We start from the raw sequence: 22954 nt of genomic DNA, 5'->3' as shown, positions 1-22954 counted from the left end.
ACGCCGCCAGCGTTCGTCCTGAGCCAGGATCAAACTCTCCATGAAAGTTGATTAGCTCATTTTGTTACGTTGGCTCATGTTCATCCTATATAATAGAAGAAACATGATAATTTATTGTTTGTTGACGTTTTTGTTTGTTTAGTTTTCAAAGAACAATTTCTAAATCACTTCCGTAAGAAGCAACTCTATTAATATATCACGTCGTCTATTTAAAGTCAACAACTTCTTTTTCTTCGCTGTGTTGTTAATATCTTTCAACGACCGCTAAAATATAATACCACCATCCTCCGTATCGGTCAATACTAATTTTTAATTTTTAACCTTCCATCCCATCTCCTAATCAGCCCGGTAATTTATATACTATAGAAAGAAGCCGACCACTAGGCCGGCTTCTTAGTAAAACTTACTTTGTAATCTTAACAATTCCTTCTTGCTTGATATTAACTTGACCCGACTTCACTACTACCACTTTTTCGCCTTCAGCTAAGTTCGTAAAGACAATTGGAGTAATCGTTGAAGTTGCATGTTCTTTTATATAATTAATATCGAACTTCAAGAGCGGTTGACCTTGCTCAATAATTTCATTTTCTGTTACCAGCGTTTCAAAGCCTTGACCTTTTAGGTTAACAGTATCAATACCCACATGGATGAGGATCTCACGTCCTGTATCAGAGAGGATTCCAATCGCATGTTTAGTTGGGAACAAATTAACAATCTTACCGTTTACAGGTGATACTACCATACCTTCTGAAGGTACAATCGCAAAGCCATCACCCATCATCTTACCAGCAAATACTTGGTCAGGAACTTCGGTAATCTGCTTAATTTCCCCTTTTAATGGTGCAGCAAATACTTCATTTTGACGCGCAGCTTGCATTACATCAGTCGTTGTTGTTGACTGAGTCTGCTGTTGTTCGGGAGCCGCTGCACGAGGGCGTTTTCCGGACATAATATCTTTCATTTGCCCTTTAATGGTTTCAGAACGCGGACCAAAGATTGCTTGAATATTGTTACCTACCTCAAGCACACCTGCAGCACCAAGGCGCTTTAATTCATCTTTGTTTACATTTTTAATGTCTTTGACAGATACACGAAGACGTGTAATACATGCATCAAGATTTGCGATATTATCTCTACCGCCCATAGCATCTAAAATATTAGAGGCTAAATCGCCTCCAGCAGCTTTTCCTGTTGGTTGTTGTCCTTCTTCCTCTTCTAACTCACGACCCGGTGTTTTTAAATCAAACTTACGAATCGCAAACCGGAAACCAAAGTAGTAAATTACCGCAAACACAAGTCCGACTGGAATTACAAGCCACGCATGCGTCTGTGGATTAATTAAACCGAATAGTATATAGTCAATTAAACCACCGGAGAATGTCATCCCGATTTTTACATTTAACAGATGCATTACCATAAATGATAAACCAGCAAAAATAGCGTGGATACCAAACAATACTGGTGCAACGAAAAGGAATGAGAACTCAATTGGTTCAGTAATACCAGTTAAGAAAGCTGTTAGACCTGCAGACGCCATCAAACCACCTACAAATACTTTCTTTTCTGGTTTTGCTTCATGATAAATCGCTAAGGCAGCAGCCGGTAAACCAAACATCATGAATGGGAATTTACCAGTCATAAATGTACCAGCAGTAAGATTTTTCACGTGGTCTGAAATTTGAGCCATAAAGATCCGCTGGTCCCCATGGACAACTTGACCCGCTTTTGTAGTATATGATCCGAATTCAAACCAGAATGGTGAATAGAAAATATGATGTAATCCGAATGGAATTAATGCACGTTCAATAACCCCGAAAATAAAAGCAGATAGGGTTAGGTTAGCATTTACCATGTTGTTCGAGAATGCATTTAATCCAGACTGAATTGGCGGCCAAATCACCAACATAATTAAACCAAGAATGATTGCTAAACCAGCAGTGATAATTGGAACGAAACGTTTTCCTGCAAAAAATCCTAAATAGGACGGAAGTTCAATTTCAAAAAACTTGTTGTACATGGAAGAAGCTAGTATACCAACGATAATCCCTCCGAATACTCCTGTTTGAAGAGTTGGGATTCCTAGAACACTAACATGGCTTGTTCCGTTAATCGACTTTGCATCAAGACCTAAAACAGTACCCATTGTTACGTTCATAATTAAGTAACCGATGATCGCAGCTAAACCAGCTGTTCCTTCTCCGCCTGCCAAACCGACCGCAACACCAACCGCAAATAACAACGGTAAATTACCAAAAACAATATCCCCGGCATTTTTCATAACTGCTGCAACCATTGCAACCCCACTATTATCTAGCCAAGGCGCTAGGTTTAATAATGCCGGATTCACCAAAGCTGCACCCAACGCAAGCAAGATTCCGGCAGCCGGTAAAAGCGCAACCGGCAGCATAAGTGCTTTACCGACTTTTTGCAATGTACCAAAAGCGTTTTTCATATTAATGACCCCCTGAATTTTTTTAGCTCATAAAGCGGTTACACATTAGGTAAAAAACAACAAAAAAGGCATGAGCAAGAGTACAATTAAAATAAAGTTTAGGTATAGAATACCCCAAAATCTTCATCTTAATTATACTTTTCACTCATGCCTGATCGAATCAGTAACACGTAAAAAATATAAGTGCTATTTAAATTTGTTTTGAAGTCTTTGCAAATGCATCGTCAGATAAACGGCCTCCGCATCAAAGACTTTCTTTTTTAATGTTTGCTGCATCACTTTAATGAGCTTCCATGAAAGATTATAGCACACTGGATATTCAACTTTCAATAGGTTTGCAATTTTTTCTGGTTCTTCTACTTTTTCCGCCTTTACCACGCGTTCAATGGCGAAGCGCAGATGGCGGACAAGCCTCATGTAATCAATACTTTCTTTATCTATTTCAATATCAAATTGACCCTCTACCATCTCAACCAATCGGCTGACAAGCTGGGAATGTTGATTCACATCCGATAAATCTTTATTGGTCATTGCACTATGGATGTGCAAGGCAATAAATCCGATCTCACCTACGGGAAGATGTATTCCTGTTCTTTCACCAATGTATTCTACCACAGTTGAAGCGATTTCATATTCATGCCGATAAAGTGCCTTTGTTTCAACTAAAAATGGATTTCTCATTTCCATTCCCTTTGATGCTCTTGTTAAAGCAAACATTAAATGGTCAGTGAGGGCCACATGAATATGTTCATTTAGATCCGTGTGTGTCCGCTGTTTAATCAAATCAATGGCAGAAATGATGATTTCCAAATAGTCTGTATCAATAAATGGCAGTAACTTAATGTAGTTTTCCTGCTCTTTTTCATCTCTCAGAACAAAAAGCTTTTCAACCGTTTCTGTTTCTATATAGTCGCCTCGTTTGCGATTAAACCCGATGCCTTTGCCAATTAAAACGACTTCTTCATAAGAAGGATGTTCAGCAATAAGTACATTGTTATTTAACACCTTATCGATTCGTAAGTTTGCCAAACCCTCACCCCCAGTCTACCATTTTCAACATTATTATTTTATGTTATAAGAGGCGATAAAGGAAGTCAACGACAATGTTCGACAATATTATGTCTATCCCAAAAAAAGAGAACTGCTTTTATCACAGTTCCCTCGGAGAGTTTTGATTTATTTTAAGATAAAATATAAAACAAAGATTACAAAGAATAAGTACATGATTGGGTTAATCTCTTTTATGCGGCCTTTTACAATCATTGTAATTGGGTAGAAAATAAACCCTACTGCAATCCCGGTTGCAATACTGTATGACAATGGCATGGCAATCATGGTTAAGAAAGCAGGAACGGCAATTTCGAACTTTTTCCAATCAATATTTCCTAATGACGATACCATTAATACCCCAACAATGATTAAAGCTGGTGCTGTTACAGATGATGTAACCACTGATAATAATGGAAAGAAAAAGATGGATAAGATAAATAGTCCAGCAGTTACTAGCGATGCAAATCCTGTTCTTGCTCCAGCAGCAACCCCCGCTGATGACTCAATGTACGATGTCGTAGTCGAAGTACCCAAAATTGCTCCAACAGTTGACGCAATCGAATCGGAAATTAACGCGCGTCCGGCACGTGGCAGCTTATTGTCTTTCATAATCCCCGCTTGGTTTGCTACTGCTACAAGCGTACCTGCATTATCAAAGAAGTCAACAAACAAGAACGTTAAGATAATGCCAAGCATGGATGTCGTATAAAATGAACTGTCACTAAAGGAAGAAAAAGCTGCACCAAACGTAGGCGCTAAACTTGGAACTGTGTCTACCACTTTAGTCGGCATCTTAATCTCGCCAAAAATCATCCCCACAATAGCCGTGATGACCATACCATAGAAAACAGCCCCATTAATGCCTCTTGTCATCAAAATGACTGTTACTACAATCCCAAAAATAGCTAATAGCGTAGGGCCTGAAGTTAAATCACCTAAACCAACAAGTGTTGCATCATTATTGACAATAATCTTCGCATCTTGTAAGCCGACAAAGGTGATGAACAAACCAATACCCGCCCCAACGGCATGTTTTAGATCAACTGGTATTGCGTTAATAATTTTTTCACGTAGACCTGTAAGTGTTAATAATAAGAAAAAGATTCCGGAAATTAAAACTGCACCGAGTGCATGCTGCCAAGGAATACCGCTTCCTAACACAACAGTATAAGCAAAGAAAGCATTTAAACCCATACCCGGCGCTAATGCCAGTGGATACTTTCCAAGCAGACCCATTACGATCGATCCAAGGGCAGATGCTAGGGCTGTTGCCACAAATACTGCCCCATAGTCCATTCGTAATGCATCCGGAAAATCTTTTATAGATGCTAGCGATAAAGTTAATGGGTTAACTACTAAAATATAAGCCATTGCTAAGAAGGTAGTTAATCCTCCGATAAATTCACGGCGATAATTGGTGCCATGTTTCTCAAACTCAAAGTATTTCTGCATTTTCTTTTCCCCCTGTAGCTCTTTCTTTTATTGTGCGAAAAAATGCTCCGGCATATTCTACCGGAGCATGACTATAGGCACGTGCAATAACTAGAGGAAAAAGAATGCCTCTTTATTAAACACTGCCTCGTAGTCAAGCCATTTACGGTGGCTCGGTAGAAACTTCTGGGCCTTATCCCCAAGATTATACGATGCAATTATTGTTCTCTTAATTCCTTTTTCATTTTAACAAGAAAGTCGAAAGTTGTAAATAAAAAATACGAACGATAGGATAAAAAAAAAATATCATCGTTCGTATTTTTGTTTATTAATACCAATTTTCATCATAAAGTAACATAAATCGACATAATCACTATGACCTTCCGTGATTCTATTCCTCCGCAATTATCAAAAAAGACGAGCCTTTTTATCCGGCTCGTCTTAAACTATTGCCCTCGTACAAGGCCAATTCGCTTTTTAGTTTACTCCCATTCAATTGTTGCTGGCGGCTTGCTGGTAATATCATAAACCACTCGGTTTACGTGTGCCACCTCGTTAACAATCCTAGTGGAGATTAATTCTAATACATCCCATGGAATGCGTGCCCAATCGGATGTCATCCCATCAATGGATGTTACCGCGCGGATCCCAATTGTATAATCATAGGTCCTAGCATCCCCCATAACACCTACACTGCGAATATCCGGCAGAACAGTGAAGTATTGCCAAATTTCGCGGTCAAGCCCCGCCTTTTTGATTTCTTCGCGTAAAATCCAATCAGATTCACGGACAATTTCAAGCTTATCCTCTGAGATCGCTCCTAACACACGGATCCCAAGACCAGGACCAGGGAATGGCTGACGCCAAACAATATCATCAGGTATGCCCAGTTCCGTACCTAAGGCACGAACCTCATCCTTAAATAAAGTATTGAGCGGTTCGATTAATTTAAATTGCATGTCCTCTGGAAGACCGCCTACATTGTGATGCGATTTAATGGTTTGGGCTGTTGCTGTTCCACTTTCAATGATATCCGTGTAAAGGGTACCTTGAGCTAAAAACTCGATTCCTTCAAGCTTAGTTGCTTCATCATCAAACACATAAATAAATTCATTGCCTATAATTTTCCGCTTTTTCTCCGGATCAGAAACACCTTCTAATTTGGATAAGAAGCGTTCCTTGGCATCAACTTTAATCACGTTCATATGGAAGCCTTCAGAGAAGGTCTTCATGACACTCTCCGCCTCATTTTTACGAAGAAGGCCATGGTCGACAAAGATACAGGTTAATTGATCGCCAATCGCTTTATGAATTAACACAGCCACAACGGAAGAATCAACACCGCCGCTAAGCGCACAAAGAACCTTTTTGTCACCAACTGTTTCGCGAATCTTTGCCATTTCCGTCTCAATAAAGTTTTCCATGGACCAATTCCCAGTGCACTCACAAACTTTAAAGACAAAATTCTTGAGCAATTCATTTCCATAAACAGAATGACGTACCTCAGGATGAAATTGAACCGCATAAAGTTTACGATTCTCATCACTCATTGCGGATATTGGACAAGATGGGCTTGTACCATTAACGGTGAACCCTTCTGGCGCTTCCATTACCAGGTCCCCGTGACTCATCCAGACAGTCTGCTCACTAGGCAGTTCGGCAAATAAAGTAGTTGGATGTTCAAGCACCATGGTTGCCTTGCCATACTCACGCTGCTGCGCTTTTTCAACTTTCCCGTTAAAGTGGACAGTCATTAACTGCATTCCGTAACAAATCCCTAATATTGGCAGACCCATCTCGAAAATCGCCTCGTCACAGCGGAACGAATTCTCATCATAGACACTGTTTGGACCACCAGAAAAGATAATCCCCTTTGGATTCATTTTGCGAATTTCCTCCGCAGTAATCGTATGCGGATGCAGTTCACTGTACACACCAAATTCACGTATTCTCCGTGTAATCAGCTGATTATATTGGCTTCCGAAATCTAATACAACAATTAAATCTTGCTTCTCCGTCAAAATAGCCACCCCTCAATTTCTAAATAATAATACTAGCATATACAATTAAGTGGAAAAATAAAAAAAACTAAAATTCTCCTCCCAACATAAACAGGAAGGCAGAATTCTAGTTATCTCGCAAAAGTATCACTAAAAAAATTCCGCCTTCATAGTCAGGCCATTTACGGCAGCCCGGTAGAGACTCTCGAACCCTATTTTCGAGGATATATGAAGGTATTCATACCCTATTAGAAAAGCGCAAGACGCCTGTTTATCGGCTTGTGACCTCGAGCCGTTTGGCGTCTGGAGCTAAACATTGATTTAAAACTTATTGTAACAATAAGGCGTTTTTCCGGTCAAGCGATTGTCTTTTTAATTAAATTTTCCCACAATTCGCGTGTTTCTTTCCAAGTCCCCTTGGGAAGACTTTGGTGATAAAGATATTCTTCATAGCGGGCGGTTATGCGGGTCATTTCTCTGGTTGCAAAAAACGTATCAATATAAAGCGCATAACTGCGAAGGGTTTGATTTTCTTTTCGCTTAAGTCCATATCGTTCTAATTGAATTAATAAAAGCAGATACGCAGAGCCCATATTTTCATCTTTTTTCTTGAACCGATAAAAGAATATGATCAAATATGGAGCCCACCGCCCGCGCCAACGGTAAAGGAGGACCGCCGCTCCTGCGAGGAGCAGAATAATAAATAGAATCCGCTCCCCATGCAGTTTCACCTCGTTCACGACTGCTTTTATCCCAGTTGATGGGCTAGAAACCTTCTTTGTCGTTTTCGGCTTTTTTTCTTCCTTCTCAGTTTTTTTCACGGACGGCGGTGTGATTGGCTGGCTATTTACCACAGCACTGTCTTTACGATCATAATTAATAGTAAGCTCATTTGAAAAACCGATTGTCGGCTCAAAAGGCACCCAGCCTAAATTCGGCAAGAAAACTTCCACCCATGAATGGGCATTATTATTCGTCACTTCATAAAAGAGCTTAGAGGAGCCCTCATCATTGTATGCCTGAAACTCTCCGCCCGTGTAGCCCTTTACCCAGCGTGTAGGAATACCGATCGTTCTCAGCATGACCGCCATAGAAGTGGAAAAGTTATCACAATAGCCTCTTTTTGTTTCAAACAAGAATTGATCAACATAATCATCCTTCTCACCAGGCACAGCCACTTTTTTCTGATCATAAATATAGCCCGAATTCCCAAAATACTGTTCAACTGCCTTTGCCTTGTCAAACCAGTTTGTCTTTCCCTTTGTAATCTCTTCTGTCAATTCTTTTACCCGGGCTGGTAAATTAGTTGGCAGCATCGTATATTTTTCATAATAGGCCCTGTTCATTTCAGCAGGAAACGCGGTTGTCTTCCTTAATTCTGAAGCTTTATATTTAGGGATATCAAATTCAGCCATAAACGTTTGTGGAACTACAGGTTGTTGATCAGTGGTAACAAAGCTAATTTTCTCGTTGTTCCCATCAACCAAAAACTGATTTGTATTTTGGTTAGAAGGCTGTATAGACAGGATCTTCGTAACACCTGCTGGATACATGATCGTATTAAATTTATAGCTGCCGTTCAAAATCACACGTGCCGTTTCCTTTATTCGTTCCACTTCAGCGGGAATGGAATATATGGGAATCAGATCGTCTTTTTTAAACGAGCTAAACGTTGCCCCTGAGGCAAGCCAGCCTTTCCCTGTATACATATCTTTCGTTTCCATCTTCCAATAATTCTCGCCATTGCCTTCATAAGCAAAAACAGCTTGGTCATCACCAACAAACGGACCACCTAAGGCCCGATCATCTGTACTATATCCGATTCGGTGCGGACCTGCTTTAGGACTTGAGGTTCCTGCCTTGTCGTTTTTAGCTGTTAGGCATGGAACGGGATCAGGCCAGATTGGTGCTGCCTTTGGAGCAGCAATTCCCACCACAACACTCACAATGATCATTACAGATAGGGGAATCATCCATTTTCGAATCGAGGCTGCGTCATTTTCAACCTTCTCTTTTTGGATGATTCGATAAAAGGTCAGCATCCCCATAACCGCAAACCCCGCCACGACCGTCCGAATAATGGCGGTTTTCGCACTATAGGCAGTAAACGTATCCAAAACGGTTATAAATATTAATGTCATAAAGAAAAAGATAAAGATCCGCTGCCTTCTTAAGAGCCAGTAATTAATTAAGTACACCATTAGGGCTAGCAGGAGAAAAAACAACAGGGTCCGGAATTCATTGGAAAGATCGTACCATTGTCTGCTAAGAAGCAAGCGGATATTATCCTTACAATCCCTGATGAAGGAAGCTAACCAGCTGAAATTTAAAAGTCCTCCCTCATAGTGAAGATGATGGATGGAGAAGAGAATAAAAGTGAGCATCAGAAGCGTTTGCCAAATTACTTTGATATTCAGAAAGGATGCTGTAAAAGAAAGGATTAAAAAAACAAGAAAGATCCCCATATTACTAGTATCGGTTAATTGCTTGATTGGACGAAGCCATTCCCATAACAAGAAAAAGCTGAACACGTATAAAAGAAAGGAACGAATATCCCTTTTCATATCCGGAAACTCACCTCCGAAAAGGCTGACCTTTGTTCGCCTTCATTCACCATGATGATTCGGATCCCACGGGCACTGGCAATCGAAATCAAAGAGCGTTCATTGTCGGATGCTGTTTCCTTATGACCCTTGATTAGAAAAAGGGTAATCGAGCCTTTCCTTTGCCCCAGATGACTTGCTTTTTCGAGTAACGATTTTGTCAACTGTGCAGTGACTAGAATGAAGGAAACGGATTGTTGGAGAAACAGCCCCTCTGTTTCAATGACTTTATCAAACGGCCTTAAACTATTGGGCTCCACTTTTGCCAGATGATAGAAGAGCTGCCTAAGGTGTGCTTCCCCGCCGTTAATGGGAAAGTATGCCCGGTCCTTACTATAGGTTAAAAGGCCTGTCTGCGCCCCCTTCTTTAACACTGCTCGAACAAGCGAAGCTGTATAGGACACAACCGCTTCAAAACGGTGATCTGGGACACAGTCCATTAATACAAATACATCATGAGACTGGCGCTGTTCAAATTCCTTTGTCATGATTTCATTACGCTTTGCCGATGCTTTCCAATTAATCCACGAGAAACGGTCCCCCGGCTGGTAGTCTCTTACCCCAACCGCCATGGAAGTATCACGCTGGACTCGTTCTCTTGATGCCGTATGACCTTGGTCATATTGGTTTTCAAATGGCTGGTAGAACAGCTCGGAATAGGCAGGGTAAACAATAATTTTCCCTTCTTGATTAAACGTCTTTTCTTTTTCAAATAAGCCTAGCGGATCGCCAATTTTAATCGTAAAAGAACGAAAAAAATGTTCACCGCGCGGCAGTTCCTCGATGATGTATTCATAGGAAAATTCTTTTTTCACCCCCGGCAGGATGAGGCTCTTTGTTTTCTTTTTATGTTGGACTGATTTTAGTGGTTCATTTACATGATCTTCGATGAGCAGAAAAAATAAGGGAAAGGCATTGGACCGCTTCACCTTTACCGTCACCTTTAATGTTTCGCCAGCATTAAAATCAGTTTTTGGCAAAATCCTCGTGGTTTCTAGTTCATTTAGGGAATAAAAGGATAAGGCCATACAGTAAATAGCAAATGGCAAAAAGCTATAAAATAAAAACCAGCTGACAAATCCTCCTTCGAACATGGCATATGAAAAAGTGAGGAGAATGAGAATAAGCTGGAGAATGAATTTCCATACTTTCCTTAACAGAATCCATCGTTTTTTCATGATTATTTCACTAGCCTTTGAACCGGGACAGGTACTCTCGAAACCACTTGGTTGACTATTTCTTCTGCTGAGATCCCCTCAAATTTTGCTTCTGACTTTAAAATAATCCGATGTGATAAGACAAATACGGCTAAATATTGGATATCATCCGGCAGGACATATTCACGATTGTTCATAAACGCATAGGCCTGGGCTGCTTTCATTAGGGCTATCGATCCCCTAGGACTTGCCCCCAGATAAACACTGCCATGCCCTCTTGTTCGGTTGACAATATCGACGATGTAGCGTTTGATCGTATCATCGACGAAAACATTTTTAATCTCATTTTGCAGAGCAATTAAGCCTTCGAGGTCAATCACTGCTGTAAGCTCTTCGATTGGCGGAACCTTTTGGGCGCGGCTGAGGACTTCCATCTCCTCTTGTAAATCCGGATAGCCCATTTTAATTTTTAGCAGGAATCGATCCAGCTGCGCCTCAGGAAGCGGATAGGTCCCCTCATATTCAATCGGATTTTGCGTAGCCATCACAAAAAAAGGCCGGTTCAATTTATGGGTCACCCCATCGATGGTAACACTCGCTTCTTCCATCCCTTCTAAGAGAGCTGATTGAGTTTTAGGTGATGTCCGGTTGATTTCATCGGCTAGAATAATGTTTCCCATCAGGGGACCTGGCCGAAATTGAAATTCCATTTCTTTCGAATTATAAATAGACACGCCGGTTACGTCTGACGGTAAGAGGTCCGGGGTAAATTGGATTCTTCTAAAATTTGCGTTCACTGACTTGGCGAGGGCACGAACCATCATCGTTTTCCCGACACCCGGGACGTCTTCGAGCAGCACATGTCCTCCTGCCAGCAGCGCCACAAGACTCAATTCTGCTACATTCCGTTTTCCAATCATAACCTTTTCAATATTTTCTATTATTCTTTCAATCGTTGGATTCACTTGATCAAGGGACAAGGTAATACCTCCTTGCGGTTTAACCGATTTATGGTAATGAACTATGTATTCTCGTTTTCCTGGAAAATTCCTGTATTAAAACACACCTCAAACAATTATTAGACGAATAGATGATTGGCAGTGTTTCAAAAAACGAGTGTTTTTTGGCCGTAATTCAAAAAGGCCCCTCCATACATATGGAGAGGTCTAGATTTCCAATTAAAGGTTGGCCGTATTAAAGGTGTCTCCGCCTTCAATGGTACCGGTTTTAAAGCCTTTATTAAACCAGCGCTTCCGCTGCTCGGAGGTTCCATGAGTAAAACTCTCCGGAACTACATAGCCCTGTGCCTTCTTCTGGATATTATCATCACCTACAGCGTTAGCTGCGTTTAAAGCCTCTTCAATGTCACCCTTTTCGAGATAACCTTTTCCTTCCGCGTAGTGGGCCCAAACGCCCGCTAAATAATCAGCCTGCAATTCAAATCGAACGGAGTACTCGTTTGTTTTTTTCTTGGCTGCAGATACCTGGTCCCCAGAATGCAACAGCGTTTGAACGTGGTGGCCAACCTCATGGGCTATTACGTACGCCATCGCAAAGTCACCTGGTGCTTTGAATTTGTCTTTCAGTTCCTGATAAAAACTTAAATCAATGTAAAGCTTGTGATCTCCCGGACAGTAAAACGGACCTACTGCCGCACTAGCTGATCCACAGGCTGACTGAACACTGTCTGTGTATAAAACTAACTTAGGATTTTCGTAAGTGAGGCCTCTTTTCTTGAATTCTTCCGACCAGATATCCTCTGTATCAGCCAGGACAACAGAAACAAAATCTGCCTGTTCCTTTTCTTGGGCTGACTCTTGGTATGGGGTATTTGAATCAGCCCCATTGTTTGTTGTCATATTATTAATTAAATTGCCTGGATTACCGCCCAGAAGCGTAAAGAGGAGTACAATAATGATACTGCCTAATCCTCCGCCAATGATTGTTTTGCCGCCCATTCCCCTGCGGTCTTCGATGTTTGAACTTTCCCTTCTTCCCTTCCACTTCATGATTTTACCTCCCTAAAAATGATAGCGGGTTACCTACTGTGTTATACCCAATTAAAAGGATTAAACATATCAATATATTTTGGAAATCATTCTGTTACTATTTGTTACTATTTCCCTACCTTAATTTTCAATTATTCCTAAATTAAGGAAAATAGTAGGTTGTTATTTTAATTGATAAAATAATAGAATAAAAGTGTATATACAATACAAAGAAAATAATAAATATACATAAATAGGAGGTAAGTAAGTGTGAAGAAAAACAAACAGAAAAAAGTGGCTGCCGGCTTGTTGGTTGTGAGTCTAGTCTCTACTATTCCTTGGACAACTGGTTTTGCTGAGGGGCAAAAATGGACAAACGTGAATACATACGAGGAACAAGAAGCTAGCAAGTTTAATAGTGAAAACTATGATTTTGTAAAGTTCTCGCAAATCGGCACAAAGCTAAGTACTATTGAGAAACAATCCAACCGTGTGAAGGTAGAAGTCCGCGGAACATCAGCAGATGGAAACCCTCTTTATGTTGTAACCATTGCTGATCCAACCACACAAGGAAAGTTTGGAAAAATACAATCATTACGAAAACAAATGTTTAAAAATCCAGGTAAGGCACAGGATTGGATATCCGCTAACCCGGATTTTAAAGTGCCCATTATGATTAATGGCTCTATCCATGGAACAGAGTTTGTAGGAAGTGACGCGGTTCTTCAATTAATCGAACGATTCGCTACTCAGAATGACCAAGAGACCAAAAATATCTTAGCAAACAACATTCTTATTTTTAATGTGGTTCAAAACCCTGACGGCCGTGTCAATGCTACACGTTTCAACGGGGAAGGAATTGACCTAAACCGTGATTTTATCACCCAATCTCAGCCGGAAACACAGGAAACAGTTGCGCTTATTAAGGAATGGAATCCGATGGTATTCCTTGATACACATGGATATGTAAAAAATTACGCACCAAACCGACAAGGTTTAATTGAACCATGTACACCACCGCATAATCCTAACTATGAGTACGATTTATATAATAAATGGGCTTATAAACAGGCTGAAGCAATGGAAGCAAATATCATGCAAGATAATCCTAACTTTAAAGGCAATCTTTATAAGAGCATGGAAGGTGTCTATATTCCGCAGCGCAACGACTCCGCCGGCTGGGATGACTATCCGCCGATTTTCACCCCCATGTATGCCATGTACCACGGGGCCTATGGTCATACACTAGAAGCGCCGACCAACGATTGGGATGGGGTCCGCTGGCAGTATGATGCCATCATGGGTGCACTGAAATTTGCAACTGAAAATAAACAAGCAATGATTACTGATCAAATTGAAATGTTTAAACGCGGCATTAACTTTGACCATCCTTTTCATCAGGACGGCTTCTTCCCTAAAGCTTATATCCTTCCAGTTGATGAAAAGGACCCAACAGTAACGGATAAAGCCGTTAATCATTTACTGAAAAATGATATTGAAGTAGTACAGGCATCAAAAGATTTTACTGCGGATGGAAAAACCTATCCTAAAGGAACCTATATTGTAAAAATGGATCAGGCTAAGGCTGGATTAGCTAACACGATTCTGTGGGATGGCGAAGACATTACAAATGATACACCAGCTATGTATGATATTTCAGCATGGAGTCTGCCAGAGCTTTGGGGTTTCGAAGCAGTGCCGACACAAACTTCGGTTGAAGTTACCTCAACAAAAGTGAATCAGGTTACGGAGCAAGGTTCTGTTATTGGTAAGGGGCCATTCTTATTAACAAACAGCTCGGTGAAAGCCATTAATCTCGTTAATACATTATTACAGCAAGGGGTAGCTGTAAAGCGTGACACAAAGGGTAACTTCTATACAGATGCAGTGGCTAATAAAATTTCTACAGCTGTAAAAACAGCCGGGCTGAAGGTTGAATCTACAGATAAGATTCCTGCGGATGCCGTTACTTTATCCAGCCTAAAGGTAGCCATTCTTAAAGATGGCGGGATGGGTAAACAACAGTCTCATAGTGGAACAAAGCTAGCTCTTAAGCGTCTTGGCTTTGATGTGACTGAAGTAACACCAGTAGAAGTGGCAGAGCAGGGTCTTAACGGATTTGATGTATTTGTTTACAGCGGTACAGAAAGTCTAATTTCTACAAACTTATCAGCTGCAAATAAAGAATTTGGTTTTGAAAATACTGCTCAGCTTGATTCATTTAAGACTAATCTTACTACATTTGTAAGCAATGGCGGAAAATATGTGGCTGTAGGGGCCGGGGCGTCAAAGGCAACCAAAACACTTGGACTTACGGATGATACCATTAATACTGGTGGTTCTAACAGCAATGGGATTGTAAAGGTCAATTATGAAGGAAGTGGTCTCACTGCAGGTTATACTCAGGATGACCTTGGCTTCGTTTATCGTCCAGTTTGGTACACAGGGACTGACAATGATAAGGTCGTCGCAACCCTCGCAAACTCTGATGATTTCTTCCTAGCAGGACACTGGGCAGGTAATACTTCCGCCAAAGGTCAGGCTGTCATTGTTAAAGAGCAAGCTAAAGACGTAACCCTAATCGGATTAGAAGCAGGCTTCCGTGATCATACCGATTACTTGTTCCGACTATTATCCAATGCTATTTTTGAAAAATAAGAATAGGGTGAAGGCCTGGTTCAACATATGAACCAGGCCTATTTCCCCTTTTCAGCCAATCCTATCAGTACTATCCTTGTTTTCTGTCACTGGAATAATTGGCAGAATAATGTGTGAAGGATACTGTTTGTTGTGATAAATGGTTTGCTTTGCTTTTATTGTTCGATTGCTCTCAATCAAGGAGCTTCCGGTATTGGGATTAGGAAGGTATTGCGGAAAGCTGCTTGAGGAAATTTCTAGTGTGATTCGATGGCCCGGAAGGAACACATTACTAGTTGCCCAAAGGTCAATTTCATATTCAGCCACTTCTCCGGTTAATTCCTGTTCAGGATAGTATCCGTTCCGGTATTTTGCATTGACGATCCCTTCAGCTAAATTCATAGCTTTGCCATCGGGAGCCGTATCGATGAGCTTTGCTGTGAAATCTGTATCCTTAGCATCTGTTGCAGCCCATAACTTCACCTTCACTGGCCCTGTCACTTCTACGGCTTCGGTTAATGGTTCAGTCGAATAAACGAGTACATCCTCTCGTTCTTCAATCTCACCTTGGTCAAATGGCCCCATGGTTTGCGGACCAGCAAATAATGTCCCCCCTCCTTTCGTCGGCACAGGATCTTTTGGATCATATATAAAAGTATCCATGTGCTCATCTTCAGGCTTTATTACTGACAGTTCACCATCTCCCTGTTTCGTATTGGCATGGCCATTGCTATGTAAATATAAATTAGTATATTGTGTTCGTTCAAGCGGCCATGCCATTTCATCCCGCCATCGATTAATTCCCATAACAAAAATTTTAACGGGTGCCTCCGTTATTACTTTGTTTTCTATCCCTAATAACCAGTGATTAAACCAGTTAATGTGAAGATCCGTAATGTTCTCTTCTAAATTGATCGAGTCCCCGGAAGCTTGGATACCGAAGGAGCACTCTCCTTGTACAGAGGAAAAATATCCATGTCCCCATGGCCCGACAATCAATTTTTGAGGCTCCCCAGTTTTAACCATTTCCACGTAATTGGTTAACGTTGGACCAATAAAACAATCATACCAGCCCCCTAAGTGGAAAGCTGGAACCTGTAAATCTTCATACTTATCTGCAATACTTGATTCCTTCCAGTACTCATCATCATCAATTGAATGGTGTAATTCCTCGAAAAAGTAATCAGCAACACCAAGTTCCTTTAAAGGCGGCCACTGATTAATCGGGGAAAAATGGTAAAGTTCTGCCAATCCATCCAGATAACCCCCAAGATTTTTTAATGCTTCCATTCTTTCCTCTGGATTTTTATATTTCCGTTTCAATAAATCAGGGGCAATAGATTCAAGAGTCCAGGTTTCTGAAAATCCAAGCTGATAAACACCATTTCGGTATAAAGCACCGTTTCTTTGGTCATTCAATGTCATCGCCGGAAATACGGCAGCTAAGTGCGGCGGCTTTTTCGATGCAGCCATCAGCTGGGTATATCCATAATAAGACATACCAAACATCCCAACTTTCCCTGTCGAATACGGCAGTGATGCAGCCCATTCCACCGTATCATAACCATCATTTCCTTCCTGTCTAAACGATTGAAATTCCCCTGCCGACTGAAACCGTCCTCTCACGTCTTGAATAATCACCACAAATCCATTTTCAACAAGGCGGTTTGTGTCAAGATACCGATGCGAATAATGCGGCAAATCCTTACTGTACGGAAGCCGGTTCAATAGAACCGGAAAGGTTCCTTCCCTATTTGGACGGTAAATATCTGCATAAAGGACAACACCATCTCTCATCTTACATGGTACATTTTTTTCAACAAGAATCTGAAACTGATTCATATGAACACCCTAATTTCTATATTTTTATTGTAAATATGAAATTTATTTCAAAATACTATCCCATTAAGCCTGAAATCTTCATGGGATAGCGGCTGTGTTTTTATAGATTACTAGCTTGGCTGATTGGTTCTTCTTGGATAACAGAAACCTTTTTTGTAAATAAGCTAAAGGCAAGCATAACAACAGTATTGACCGTAATAGCAATGACACCAATGTCTAAATCCTGGATGAAATGCGGCGCACTTGGAAACATTGTGGCCATGGTGGTACCTTCTAGTGTTTGATAGGCAACAATTGCCACTCCGACAATCATCCCAATAGAAGCCCCAATTTTACTAATTGGATTCTTCTTCATTAAACTAAAAGCAAGCGCCGGGAAGAGTTGTAGAACAAAGCTGTATGCCATTGTCAGCAGAGCGATCATTGTATTCCCTCCATAAAATGTAAAGAACAAGGAAATTAATGCAAGAAGCGGAACAAAGGTGCGCGTTAATTTTGCCAGCTTCTGATCAGATGTGTTCGGCTTAAAATGTTTAAATATGTTTTTCGATAGAATGGTTGATGCAGTTAGAATCAACAACGAACAAGGAATGAGAGCTGCAAGTAATCCTGCCGCTCCTATCACGCCAATAAACCATGGAGGCAGTGATTCTTTGGCAATTTTAAACAATGCAAGATCTGAGGCTGTCCCTTCCAAATTTGGAATTTGCAGTACTGCTGTAAAACCAATAAATAGGATAAATACAAGAACGATTTGATATAAAGGTAATATCGCAGTGTTTTTTCTTAAAGCAGTTTCACTCTTCGAAGATAAGCTGGCGCCAAAGCAGTGCGGCCACATATACTGACCCAATGCAATCGTCATACAGATCGAAACATACCAAGAAATACTTAACCCTTTATCCGGCATTAAAAGGAATCCCGGCTTGACTTTCTCTAAAGTCTCAAACATTGGATGGATTCCACCATAGTAATGATAGGGCAAATAGAATCCCAAAAACAGAATAACAGTAAGCATAAGAATATCTTTTAAAACCGCTGTCCATGCAGAACCATGGATTCCAGAGATATAGACGAAAATCGTTACTGCAATTAAGCCAATCCAAACCGCTATTTTCGGAGGGATTGCTCCGTACGATGCTTCAGAAACAATAATCTGAAATCCTTTCAGCTGTAAAACAATATATGGGACCATCGAAATAACACCAATTATTGCTACAAGTAACCCTAAATTCTTACTTTGATATTTTTGGGCAAAGAAATCTGATTGGGTAATGAGATTGTTTTTTTTAGCATAGCGCCAAATTGGAGGCAGGATCCAAAAAGGAATCACATAGGTAAGGGCACAAAAGACATAAATTGTCGGTCCCCCCATCCGGTAGGCTCCACCGCTTGCACCTAAGAAAACAAATGTGGAAAACATTTCTCCAGCCATTAACACAAACATAATCAGTGAACCAAAATTTCTCTCAGCAACCGCCCACTGTTCGAGCTTCATCTCCCGCCCTTTTCGCGCTCTTATTCCTAAGTAAATAGCAAAGACCAGCGTTAAACCAATGATAAAAATGGAGCTATTCATTTGTTTTGCTCCTTTCGATCATAAATGACGTTACATACCAATAGACAGACCGATGTCAGGATTAGCCATAACGTAGACCAAAATACAATAAACGGTAACCCCAAAATATAAGGTTCAACTTTATTAACAACCGTTAATGACCCAATTGCTGGCAAGATGGTAAGCAATGCAATCCACTTCTTCATTAGCAAATATCCCTTCTAATGTGAATTTTAAAGGAGTTTCAGTCTATCCTTTGTAGGCGTTTTCATTTACCCGAAGAAAGAATTAACTTTATTTTCAGATAGTTTGCTCCAGATTTCCCCTTCTCACTCAAATAGATGTAAGAAGGGGATAACACGAGGATCCAACGAACAATCAAGCCCTATTATTAACTAGGCTTTTAATGAAACAAGTGAGCGGATAATCTCAACCACACGGTCTCCAACTTCCGAAGTCGATGCTGTTCCTTTCATATCTGGTGTTAACACCTTAGCTTCGACAAGCAGTTCCTCAATTGAGTCGAGAACTAATTTTCCGTATTTATCGTACCCTAGAAAGTCGAGCAGCTGGCTGGCCGACCAAATCGTTGCTAAAGGATTGGCAAGGCCTTTTCCGGCAATATCGGGAGCAGACCCATGAATCGGTTCAAACATCGAAGGATATAATTTTTCCGGATTAATATTTGCCCCAGCAGCAAGCCCAATCCCCCCGGCCAAAGCTGCACCTAAATCGGTTAAAATATCTCCAAATAAATTAGAGGTTACTACGACTTCAAATCGCTTGGGATCGGTAATCATAAGCATTGCCGCTGCGTCCACTAGATAGGATGCTATTTTTACATCTGGATACTCCTTGCTTACCTCTTCAAAAACCTGATCCCAAAAAACCATTGAATAATTCAAGGCATTTCCCTTACTAATACTTGTTAACGATTTTCTTTCTCCTCTTGCCGTTTCAAACGCATAGCGGATAACGCGTTCAGTACCTTTACGGGAAAACACCCCAGTTTGCAATACCACTTCGTTATCTGAACCTTTAAATAACCAATCCCCTGCCCCTGCATATTCGCCCTCACTATTTTCCCGGATAAACAGCATGTCCACATCGTCAGCATTGACACCCTTCAACGGACATACGGCACCTTTAATTAACTTTATCGGACGGATATTAATATACTGATCAAAGCCTTTTCTTATTTTTAATAGTAAATCCCATAATGAGATATGATCCGGTACACCCGGATAACCAACAGCACCTAGAAAAATCGCATCGAAGTTTTTTAATTTTTCGATACCGTCTGGATCCATCATTACACCATGCTTCGTGTAATACTCACAGCCCCACGGGAAATACGTGTATTCGAATTGAAGAGATGGATCCAATTCGGCAATTTTATTTAATACTTTAATGCCTTCCTGTAGAACTTCAGGTCCAATCCCATCTCCAGGAATTACAGCAATTTTATAGGAACTCATCACTTTTCTCCTTTGGTCCATACAACTAATTTTAATTCTGTCATTTCCTCAACTGCATATTTAATCCCTTCACGACCTGTACCGCTTTCTTTTACACCGCCATATGGCATTTGGTCCACACGGAAAGTTGGAATATCGTTGATAATAACAGCCCCTACTTCGAGCATCTCACTTGCTAATAGAGCATGATCAATATTTTTTGTATAAATACCGGCCTGCAGACCGTATCTTGAATTGTTTACGTATCCAATTGCTTCTTCAACAGATTTTACTTTATTAACAATCACAACTGGAGCAAATACCTCCTGGCAGGATACTTTTAGCAGCGGATCAACATTCACAATTACAGTTGGCTCTAAGATTCCATCGGTTAATTTTCCTCCAGCCAAGACCACTGCCCCGTTTTGTTTTGCTTCTTCAATCCAGCTTACCGCACGTTCCGTTTCTTTCTTTGAAATTAACGACGAAATGAAAGTTTCTGGATCTAATGGATCTCCGATTTTTAATTTCTTGGCCGCTTCTACTAACTTCTCAACATATTGATCATATACCTCTTCATGGGCATAAACACGCTGTAAGGAAATGCAAACCTGCCCTTGGTTTGAAAATGCACCTATAATACTACGGTCAATGACTTCATCGATATTTGTATCTTTATCTAAAATAACCGCTGCGTTTGACCCCAGCTCTAAAGTGGTTTTCTTTAAACCGGCTTTATTGCGGATCCCGATTCCAACCGCGGGACTTCCCGTAAAGGTAATCATTTGCACTCGATCATCTTTTATTATTGCCTCCCCCACAACAGAACCCGGACCAGTTACCACATTCAATATTCCATCAGGTAATCCAGCTTCTTTAAAAAGATCAGCAATATATAAAGCGGAAAGAGGTGTTTGTAATGCTGGTTTTAATACGATTGAATTTCCAGATGCAATCGCTGGTCCTACTTTGTGGGCAACTAGATTCATTGGAAAGTTAAACGGGGTAATTGCCCCAATAACGCCAATGGGCTTGCGAACGGTATAACCGATTCTCCCCACTCCGCCTGGCGCCGCATCAAAGGGTATCGTTTCACCATGGATTCTTTTTGCTTCCTCTGCTGCAAATTTATAGGTTTCAATCGTTCTTGCAACTTCGCCTTTAGCAAAAGAAATCGGCTTTGCTGATTCCATTGCGATCACTTTTGCCGCTTCGTCTGCTCTTTCTTTCAATAATTCTACCACTTTTTCTAAAATCGCAGACCGTTCAAATGCTGGCATTTTTGAAATTACTTGAAATGCCTTCTGAGCAGATTTAATTGCTTCTTTCGTTAGCTGCTCATCTGCCATGGAAATTTCAGCAATTACTTCTCCAGAATATGGGGAATAAAGAGGCGCATAAACCGTGGTCTTTACTTCCTCGCCATTGATAAATAAATGCTTTTTTTCTACAGTTTTCACATTTGTCATCGACCTAACGCCTCCAATACCATTTCATGAAATTGAACAATTGCCTTTTCCGATTTGGAATATACTCCTTTGTTAAAGGCCCGGGAACGGAAACCAATTTGCTCTAATTCTACTAATTCAACATCTTCCTGCCTTACTTGTTCAGCAAATGTAACTAAATCTTTTTCTTCTTGCGTCAAATTTTCATCTCTAAAATAGTAGGTGTACACCCCTAAGGTAGTTTCTTCGTCAATCGGAACCATTTGAATGGTTGCCATATTTCCGGGACCTGGATAAATCGTTACCATTAGGTTAGGCCATAACCAATAAAATTCTCCGCCCTGCATTTCTGCCTCATTCAAATCTGTTGTTCCCATTGTTTTATCCGGCTTCACAACCGAACCCTGTACAGAATAGTTTTGACACGTCACAATTTGATAGTTTTTCATATCTAGAGTGGCAACAAAGCTAGGATGTGCAACATGACAGTGATCACACTCCAAATAGTTGTCAATGAATGCTTTCCAGTTTGCTTTAATGACACGAGTTTTTTGACTAACTCTTTTTAACTCGCCAAGGAATGGAAACTTGCCTAAACGTTCAAAGAAATCACCATATGTTTCACTTAAAGATTTTGCATGATCATCAAGGTTAACAAAGATTAATGACTCCAGGATTTCCATTTTGACTGGTCTTAGACAGCGGTCCCCAACACAATGAGCATCTTCACCAGTAAAGTTTGGGGCTTTGTTTAAAGCACCATTTAAATGGAATGTCCAGCCATGATATCCGCATTGAAGAATTTTCTTTTGGCCAGCCTCATTTTTTTCAAGCTTTGTTGCACGGTGAGGGCAAACATTATAAAACGCACGAATGACTTCGTCCATACCACGGGTAACAATAATTGGCTCACCCGCTACATCGATCGTAAAAAATTGCCCTGGTTTTTCTAACTGACTTACATGGCCAACCACTTGCCAAGATTTAGCGAATACATCCTTCATTTCTTGTTCATACACTTTGGGATCTGTATATAAATCATAAGTCAATGTTCTTTCAAAAGTTCGATTTGTTTTATTTTGGACCTCATTATATGCCATTCTGGTTTTCCTCCTCTTAATCTCTGTTTTTGAACAGTTTAGTAACTTATTAACATTTTATTGAATGTTGCATCTCCCCCTTACTAACAAGATGAGTCATGATTGATTCACCTTTGAAATCCCCAAATGCACTGTGACAATAGTAAAAATTAAACGTTTACAAGATTATGAATATCTTGTTTAATTAACTCAGGTGAGTTCCCTCATCCATGTCTAGCGACATTCACTTTT

At 40.5% G+C, this 22954-nt stretch carries 15 protein-coding genes and 2 riboswitches; of the genes, 1 reads left to right on the top strand and 14 read right to left on the bottom strand.

Annotated elements, in window-relative coordinates:
• Window positions 1–403: 403 nt before the first annotated feature.
• The 8 genes from ptsG to ypfJ form a co-directional block, all read right to left on the bottom strand.
• Window positions 404–2452 carry a glucose-specific PTS transporter subunit IIBC gene (gene ptsG, locus J7E81_RS25560; RefSeq protein WP_215046789.1) on the bottom strand — a complete coding sequence of 683 codons (2049 nt, stop codon included), beginning with the start codon at window positions 2450–2452 and terminating at the stop codon, window positions 404–406.
• Between the two features lie 186 nt (window positions 2453–2638).
• Entirely contained in the window at window positions 2639–3481 is an 843-nt protein-coding gene (glcT, locus tag J7E81_RS25555; protein WP_215046787.1) for a glucose PTS transporter transcription antiterminator GlcT, read from the bottom strand.
• Window positions 3482–3628: 147 nt separating this feature from the next.
• The gene (locus J7E81_RS25550) at window positions 3629–4954 is read right to left on the bottom strand and encodes an NCS2 family permease (protein WP_215046785.1); all 1326 of its coding nucleotides are present in this window, start codon (window positions 4952–4954) and stop codon (window positions 3629–3631) included.
• Between the two features lie 110 nt (window positions 4955–5064).
• Window positions 5065–5166: riboswitch (purine riboswitch) on the bottom strand.
• 249 nt (window positions 5167–5415) lie between these two features.
• Window positions 5416–6957 carry a glutamine-hydrolyzing GMP synthase gene (gene guaA, locus J7E81_RS25545; RefSeq protein WP_374104099.1) on the bottom strand — a complete coding sequence of 514 codons (1542 nt, stop codon included), beginning with the start codon at window positions 6955–6957 and terminating at the stop codon, window positions 5416–5418.
• Between the two features lie 126 nt (window positions 6958–7083).
• Window positions 7084–7185: riboswitch (purine riboswitch) on the bottom strand.
• 104 nt (window positions 7186–7289) lie between these two features.
• Window positions 7290–9497, bottom strand: a complete 2208-nt coding sequence (locus J7E81_RS25540) for a DUF4129 domain-containing transglutaminase family protein (protein WP_215046781.1) — start codon at window positions 9495–9497, stop codon at window positions 7290–7292.
• Entirely contained in the window at window positions 9494–10714 is a 1221-nt protein-coding gene (locus tag J7E81_RS25535; RefSeq protein WP_215046779.1) for a DUF58 domain-containing protein, read from the bottom strand. Before J7E81_RS25535 ends, J7E81_RS25540 begins: the two co-directional genes overlap by 4 nt.
• A 2-nt stretch (window positions 10715–10716) precedes the next feature.
• Entirely contained in the window at window positions 10717–11673 is a 957-nt protein-coding gene (locus tag J7E81_RS25530; RefSeq protein ID WP_215046777.1) for an AAA family ATPase, read from the bottom strand.
• 198 nt (window positions 11674–11871) lie between these two features.
• The gene (ypfJ, locus tag J7E81_RS25525; protein WP_215046775.1) at window positions 11872–12702 is read right to left on the bottom strand and encodes a KPN_02809 family neutral zinc metallopeptidase; all 831 of its coding nucleotides are present in this window, start codon (window positions 12700–12702) and stop codon (window positions 11872–11874) included.
• Window positions 12703–12951: 249 nt separating this feature from the next.
• On the opposite strand from ypfJ, the gene J7E81_RS25520 reads away from it, so the two are divergent.
• Window positions 12952–15339 (top strand): M14 family zinc carboxypeptidase, encoded by a 2388-nt coding sequence (locus J7E81_RS25520; protein WP_215046773.1) that lies wholly within the window; start codon window positions 12952–12954, stop codon window positions 15337–15339.
• 51 nt (window positions 15340–15390) lie between these two features.
• On the opposite strand, the gene J7E81_RS25515 is transcribed toward J7E81_RS25520, so the two are convergent.
• From J7E81_RS25515 to J7E81_RS25490, 6 genes are all read right to left on the bottom strand, one after another.
• Window positions 15391–17160: a CocE/NonD family hydrolase gene (locus tag J7E81_RS25515; RefSeq protein WP_215046771.1), complete on the bottom strand. Its 1770-nt coding sequence runs from the start codon at window positions 17158–17160 to the stop codon at window positions 15391–15393.
• A gap of 100 nt (window positions 17161–17260) precedes the next feature.
• On the bottom strand, window positions 17261–18739 hold the full coding sequence (locus J7E81_RS25510; protein WP_215046769.1) for a sodium:solute symporter family protein: 1479 nt from the start codon (window positions 18737–18739) through the stop codon (window positions 17261–17263).
• Window positions 18736–18924, bottom strand: coding sequence for a DUF3311 domain-containing protein (locus J7E81_RS25505; RefSeq protein WP_215046768.1), 189 nt, complete (start codon window positions 18922–18924; stop codon window positions 18736–18738). The genes J7E81_RS25510 and J7E81_RS25505 overlap by 4 nt, the downstream gene beginning before the upstream one ends.
• Before the next feature lie 189 nt (window positions 18925–19113).
• Window positions 19114–20196 (bottom strand): tartrate dehydrogenase, encoded by a 1083-nt coding sequence (locus tag J7E81_RS25500; RefSeq protein WP_251028880.1) that lies wholly within the window; start codon window positions 20194–20196, stop codon window positions 19114–19116.
• Window positions 20196–21644: an aldehyde dehydrogenase family protein gene (locus J7E81_RS25495; RefSeq protein WP_215046764.1), complete on the bottom strand. Its 1449-nt coding sequence runs from the start codon at window positions 21642–21644 to the stop codon at window positions 20196–20198. The genes J7E81_RS25500 and J7E81_RS25495 overlap by 1 nt, the downstream gene beginning before the upstream one ends.
• On the bottom strand, window positions 21641–22723 hold the full coding sequence (locus tag J7E81_RS25490; RefSeq protein ID WP_215046763.1) for an aromatic ring-hydroxylating oxygenase subunit alpha: 1083 nt from the start codon (window positions 22721–22723) through the stop codon (window positions 21641–21643). The genes J7E81_RS25495 and J7E81_RS25490 overlap by 4 nt, the downstream gene beginning before the upstream one ends.
• Window positions 22724–22954: the final 231 nt, after the last annotated feature.

Origin of the sequence: Bacillus sp. ISL-18, from assembly GCF_018613415.1 — a bacterium.
In the GTDB taxonomy this organism is placed as follows: Bacteria; Bacillota; Bacilli; order Bacillales; family Cytobacillaceae; genus Neobacillus.
This window is presented reverse-complemented; position numbering and strand designations above follow the sequence as displayed.

What these genes read in the sequence shown, in the direction of transcription:
- J7E81_RS25505 (WP_215046768.1), bottom strand. Translation starts at nt 18,924, where the DNA reads ATGAAGAAGTGGATTGCATTGCTTACCATCTTGCCAGCAATTGGGTCA.
- J7E81_RS25495 (WP_215046764.1), bottom strand. Translation starts at nt 21,644, where the DNA reads ATGACAAATGTGAAAACTGTAGAAAAAAAGCATTTATTTATCAATGGC.
- ypfJ (WP_215046775.1), bottom strand. Translation starts at nt 12,702, where the DNA reads ATGAAGTGGAAGGGAAGAAGGGAAAGTTCAAACATCGAAGACCGCAGG.
- J7E81_RS25500 (WP_251028880.1), bottom strand. Translation starts at nt 20,196, where the DNA reads ATGAGTTCCTATAAAATTGCTGTAATTCCTGGAGATGGGATTGGACCT.
- ptsG (WP_215046789.1), bottom strand. Translation starts at nt 2,452, where the DNA reads ATGAAAAACGCTTTTGGTACATTGCAAAAAGTCGGTAAAGCACTTATG.
- J7E81_RS25535 (WP_215046779.1), bottom strand. Translation starts at nt 10,714, where the DNA reads ATGAAAAAACGATGGATTCTGTTAAGGAAAGTATGGAAATTCATTCTC.
- J7E81_RS25540 (WP_215046781.1), bottom strand. Translation starts at nt 9,497, where the DNA reads ATGAAAAGGGATATTCGTTCCTTTCTTTTATACGTGTTCAGCTTTTTC.
- J7E81_RS25510 (WP_215046769.1), bottom strand. Translation starts at nt 18,739, where the DNA reads ATGAATAGCTCCATTTTTATCATTGGTTTAACGCTGGTCTTTGCTATT.
- J7E81_RS25515 (WP_215046771.1), bottom strand. Translation starts at nt 17,160, where the DNA reads ATGAATCAGTTTCAGATTCTTGTTGAAAAAAATGTACCATGTAAGATG.
- J7E81_RS25550 (WP_215046785.1), bottom strand. Translation starts at nt 4,954, where the DNA reads ATGCAGAAATACTTTGAGTTTGAGAAACATGGCACCAATTATCGCCGT.
- J7E81_RS25490 (WP_215046763.1), bottom strand. Translation starts at nt 22,723, where the DNA reads ATGGCATATAATGAGGTCCAAAATAAAACAAATCGAACTTTTGAAAGA.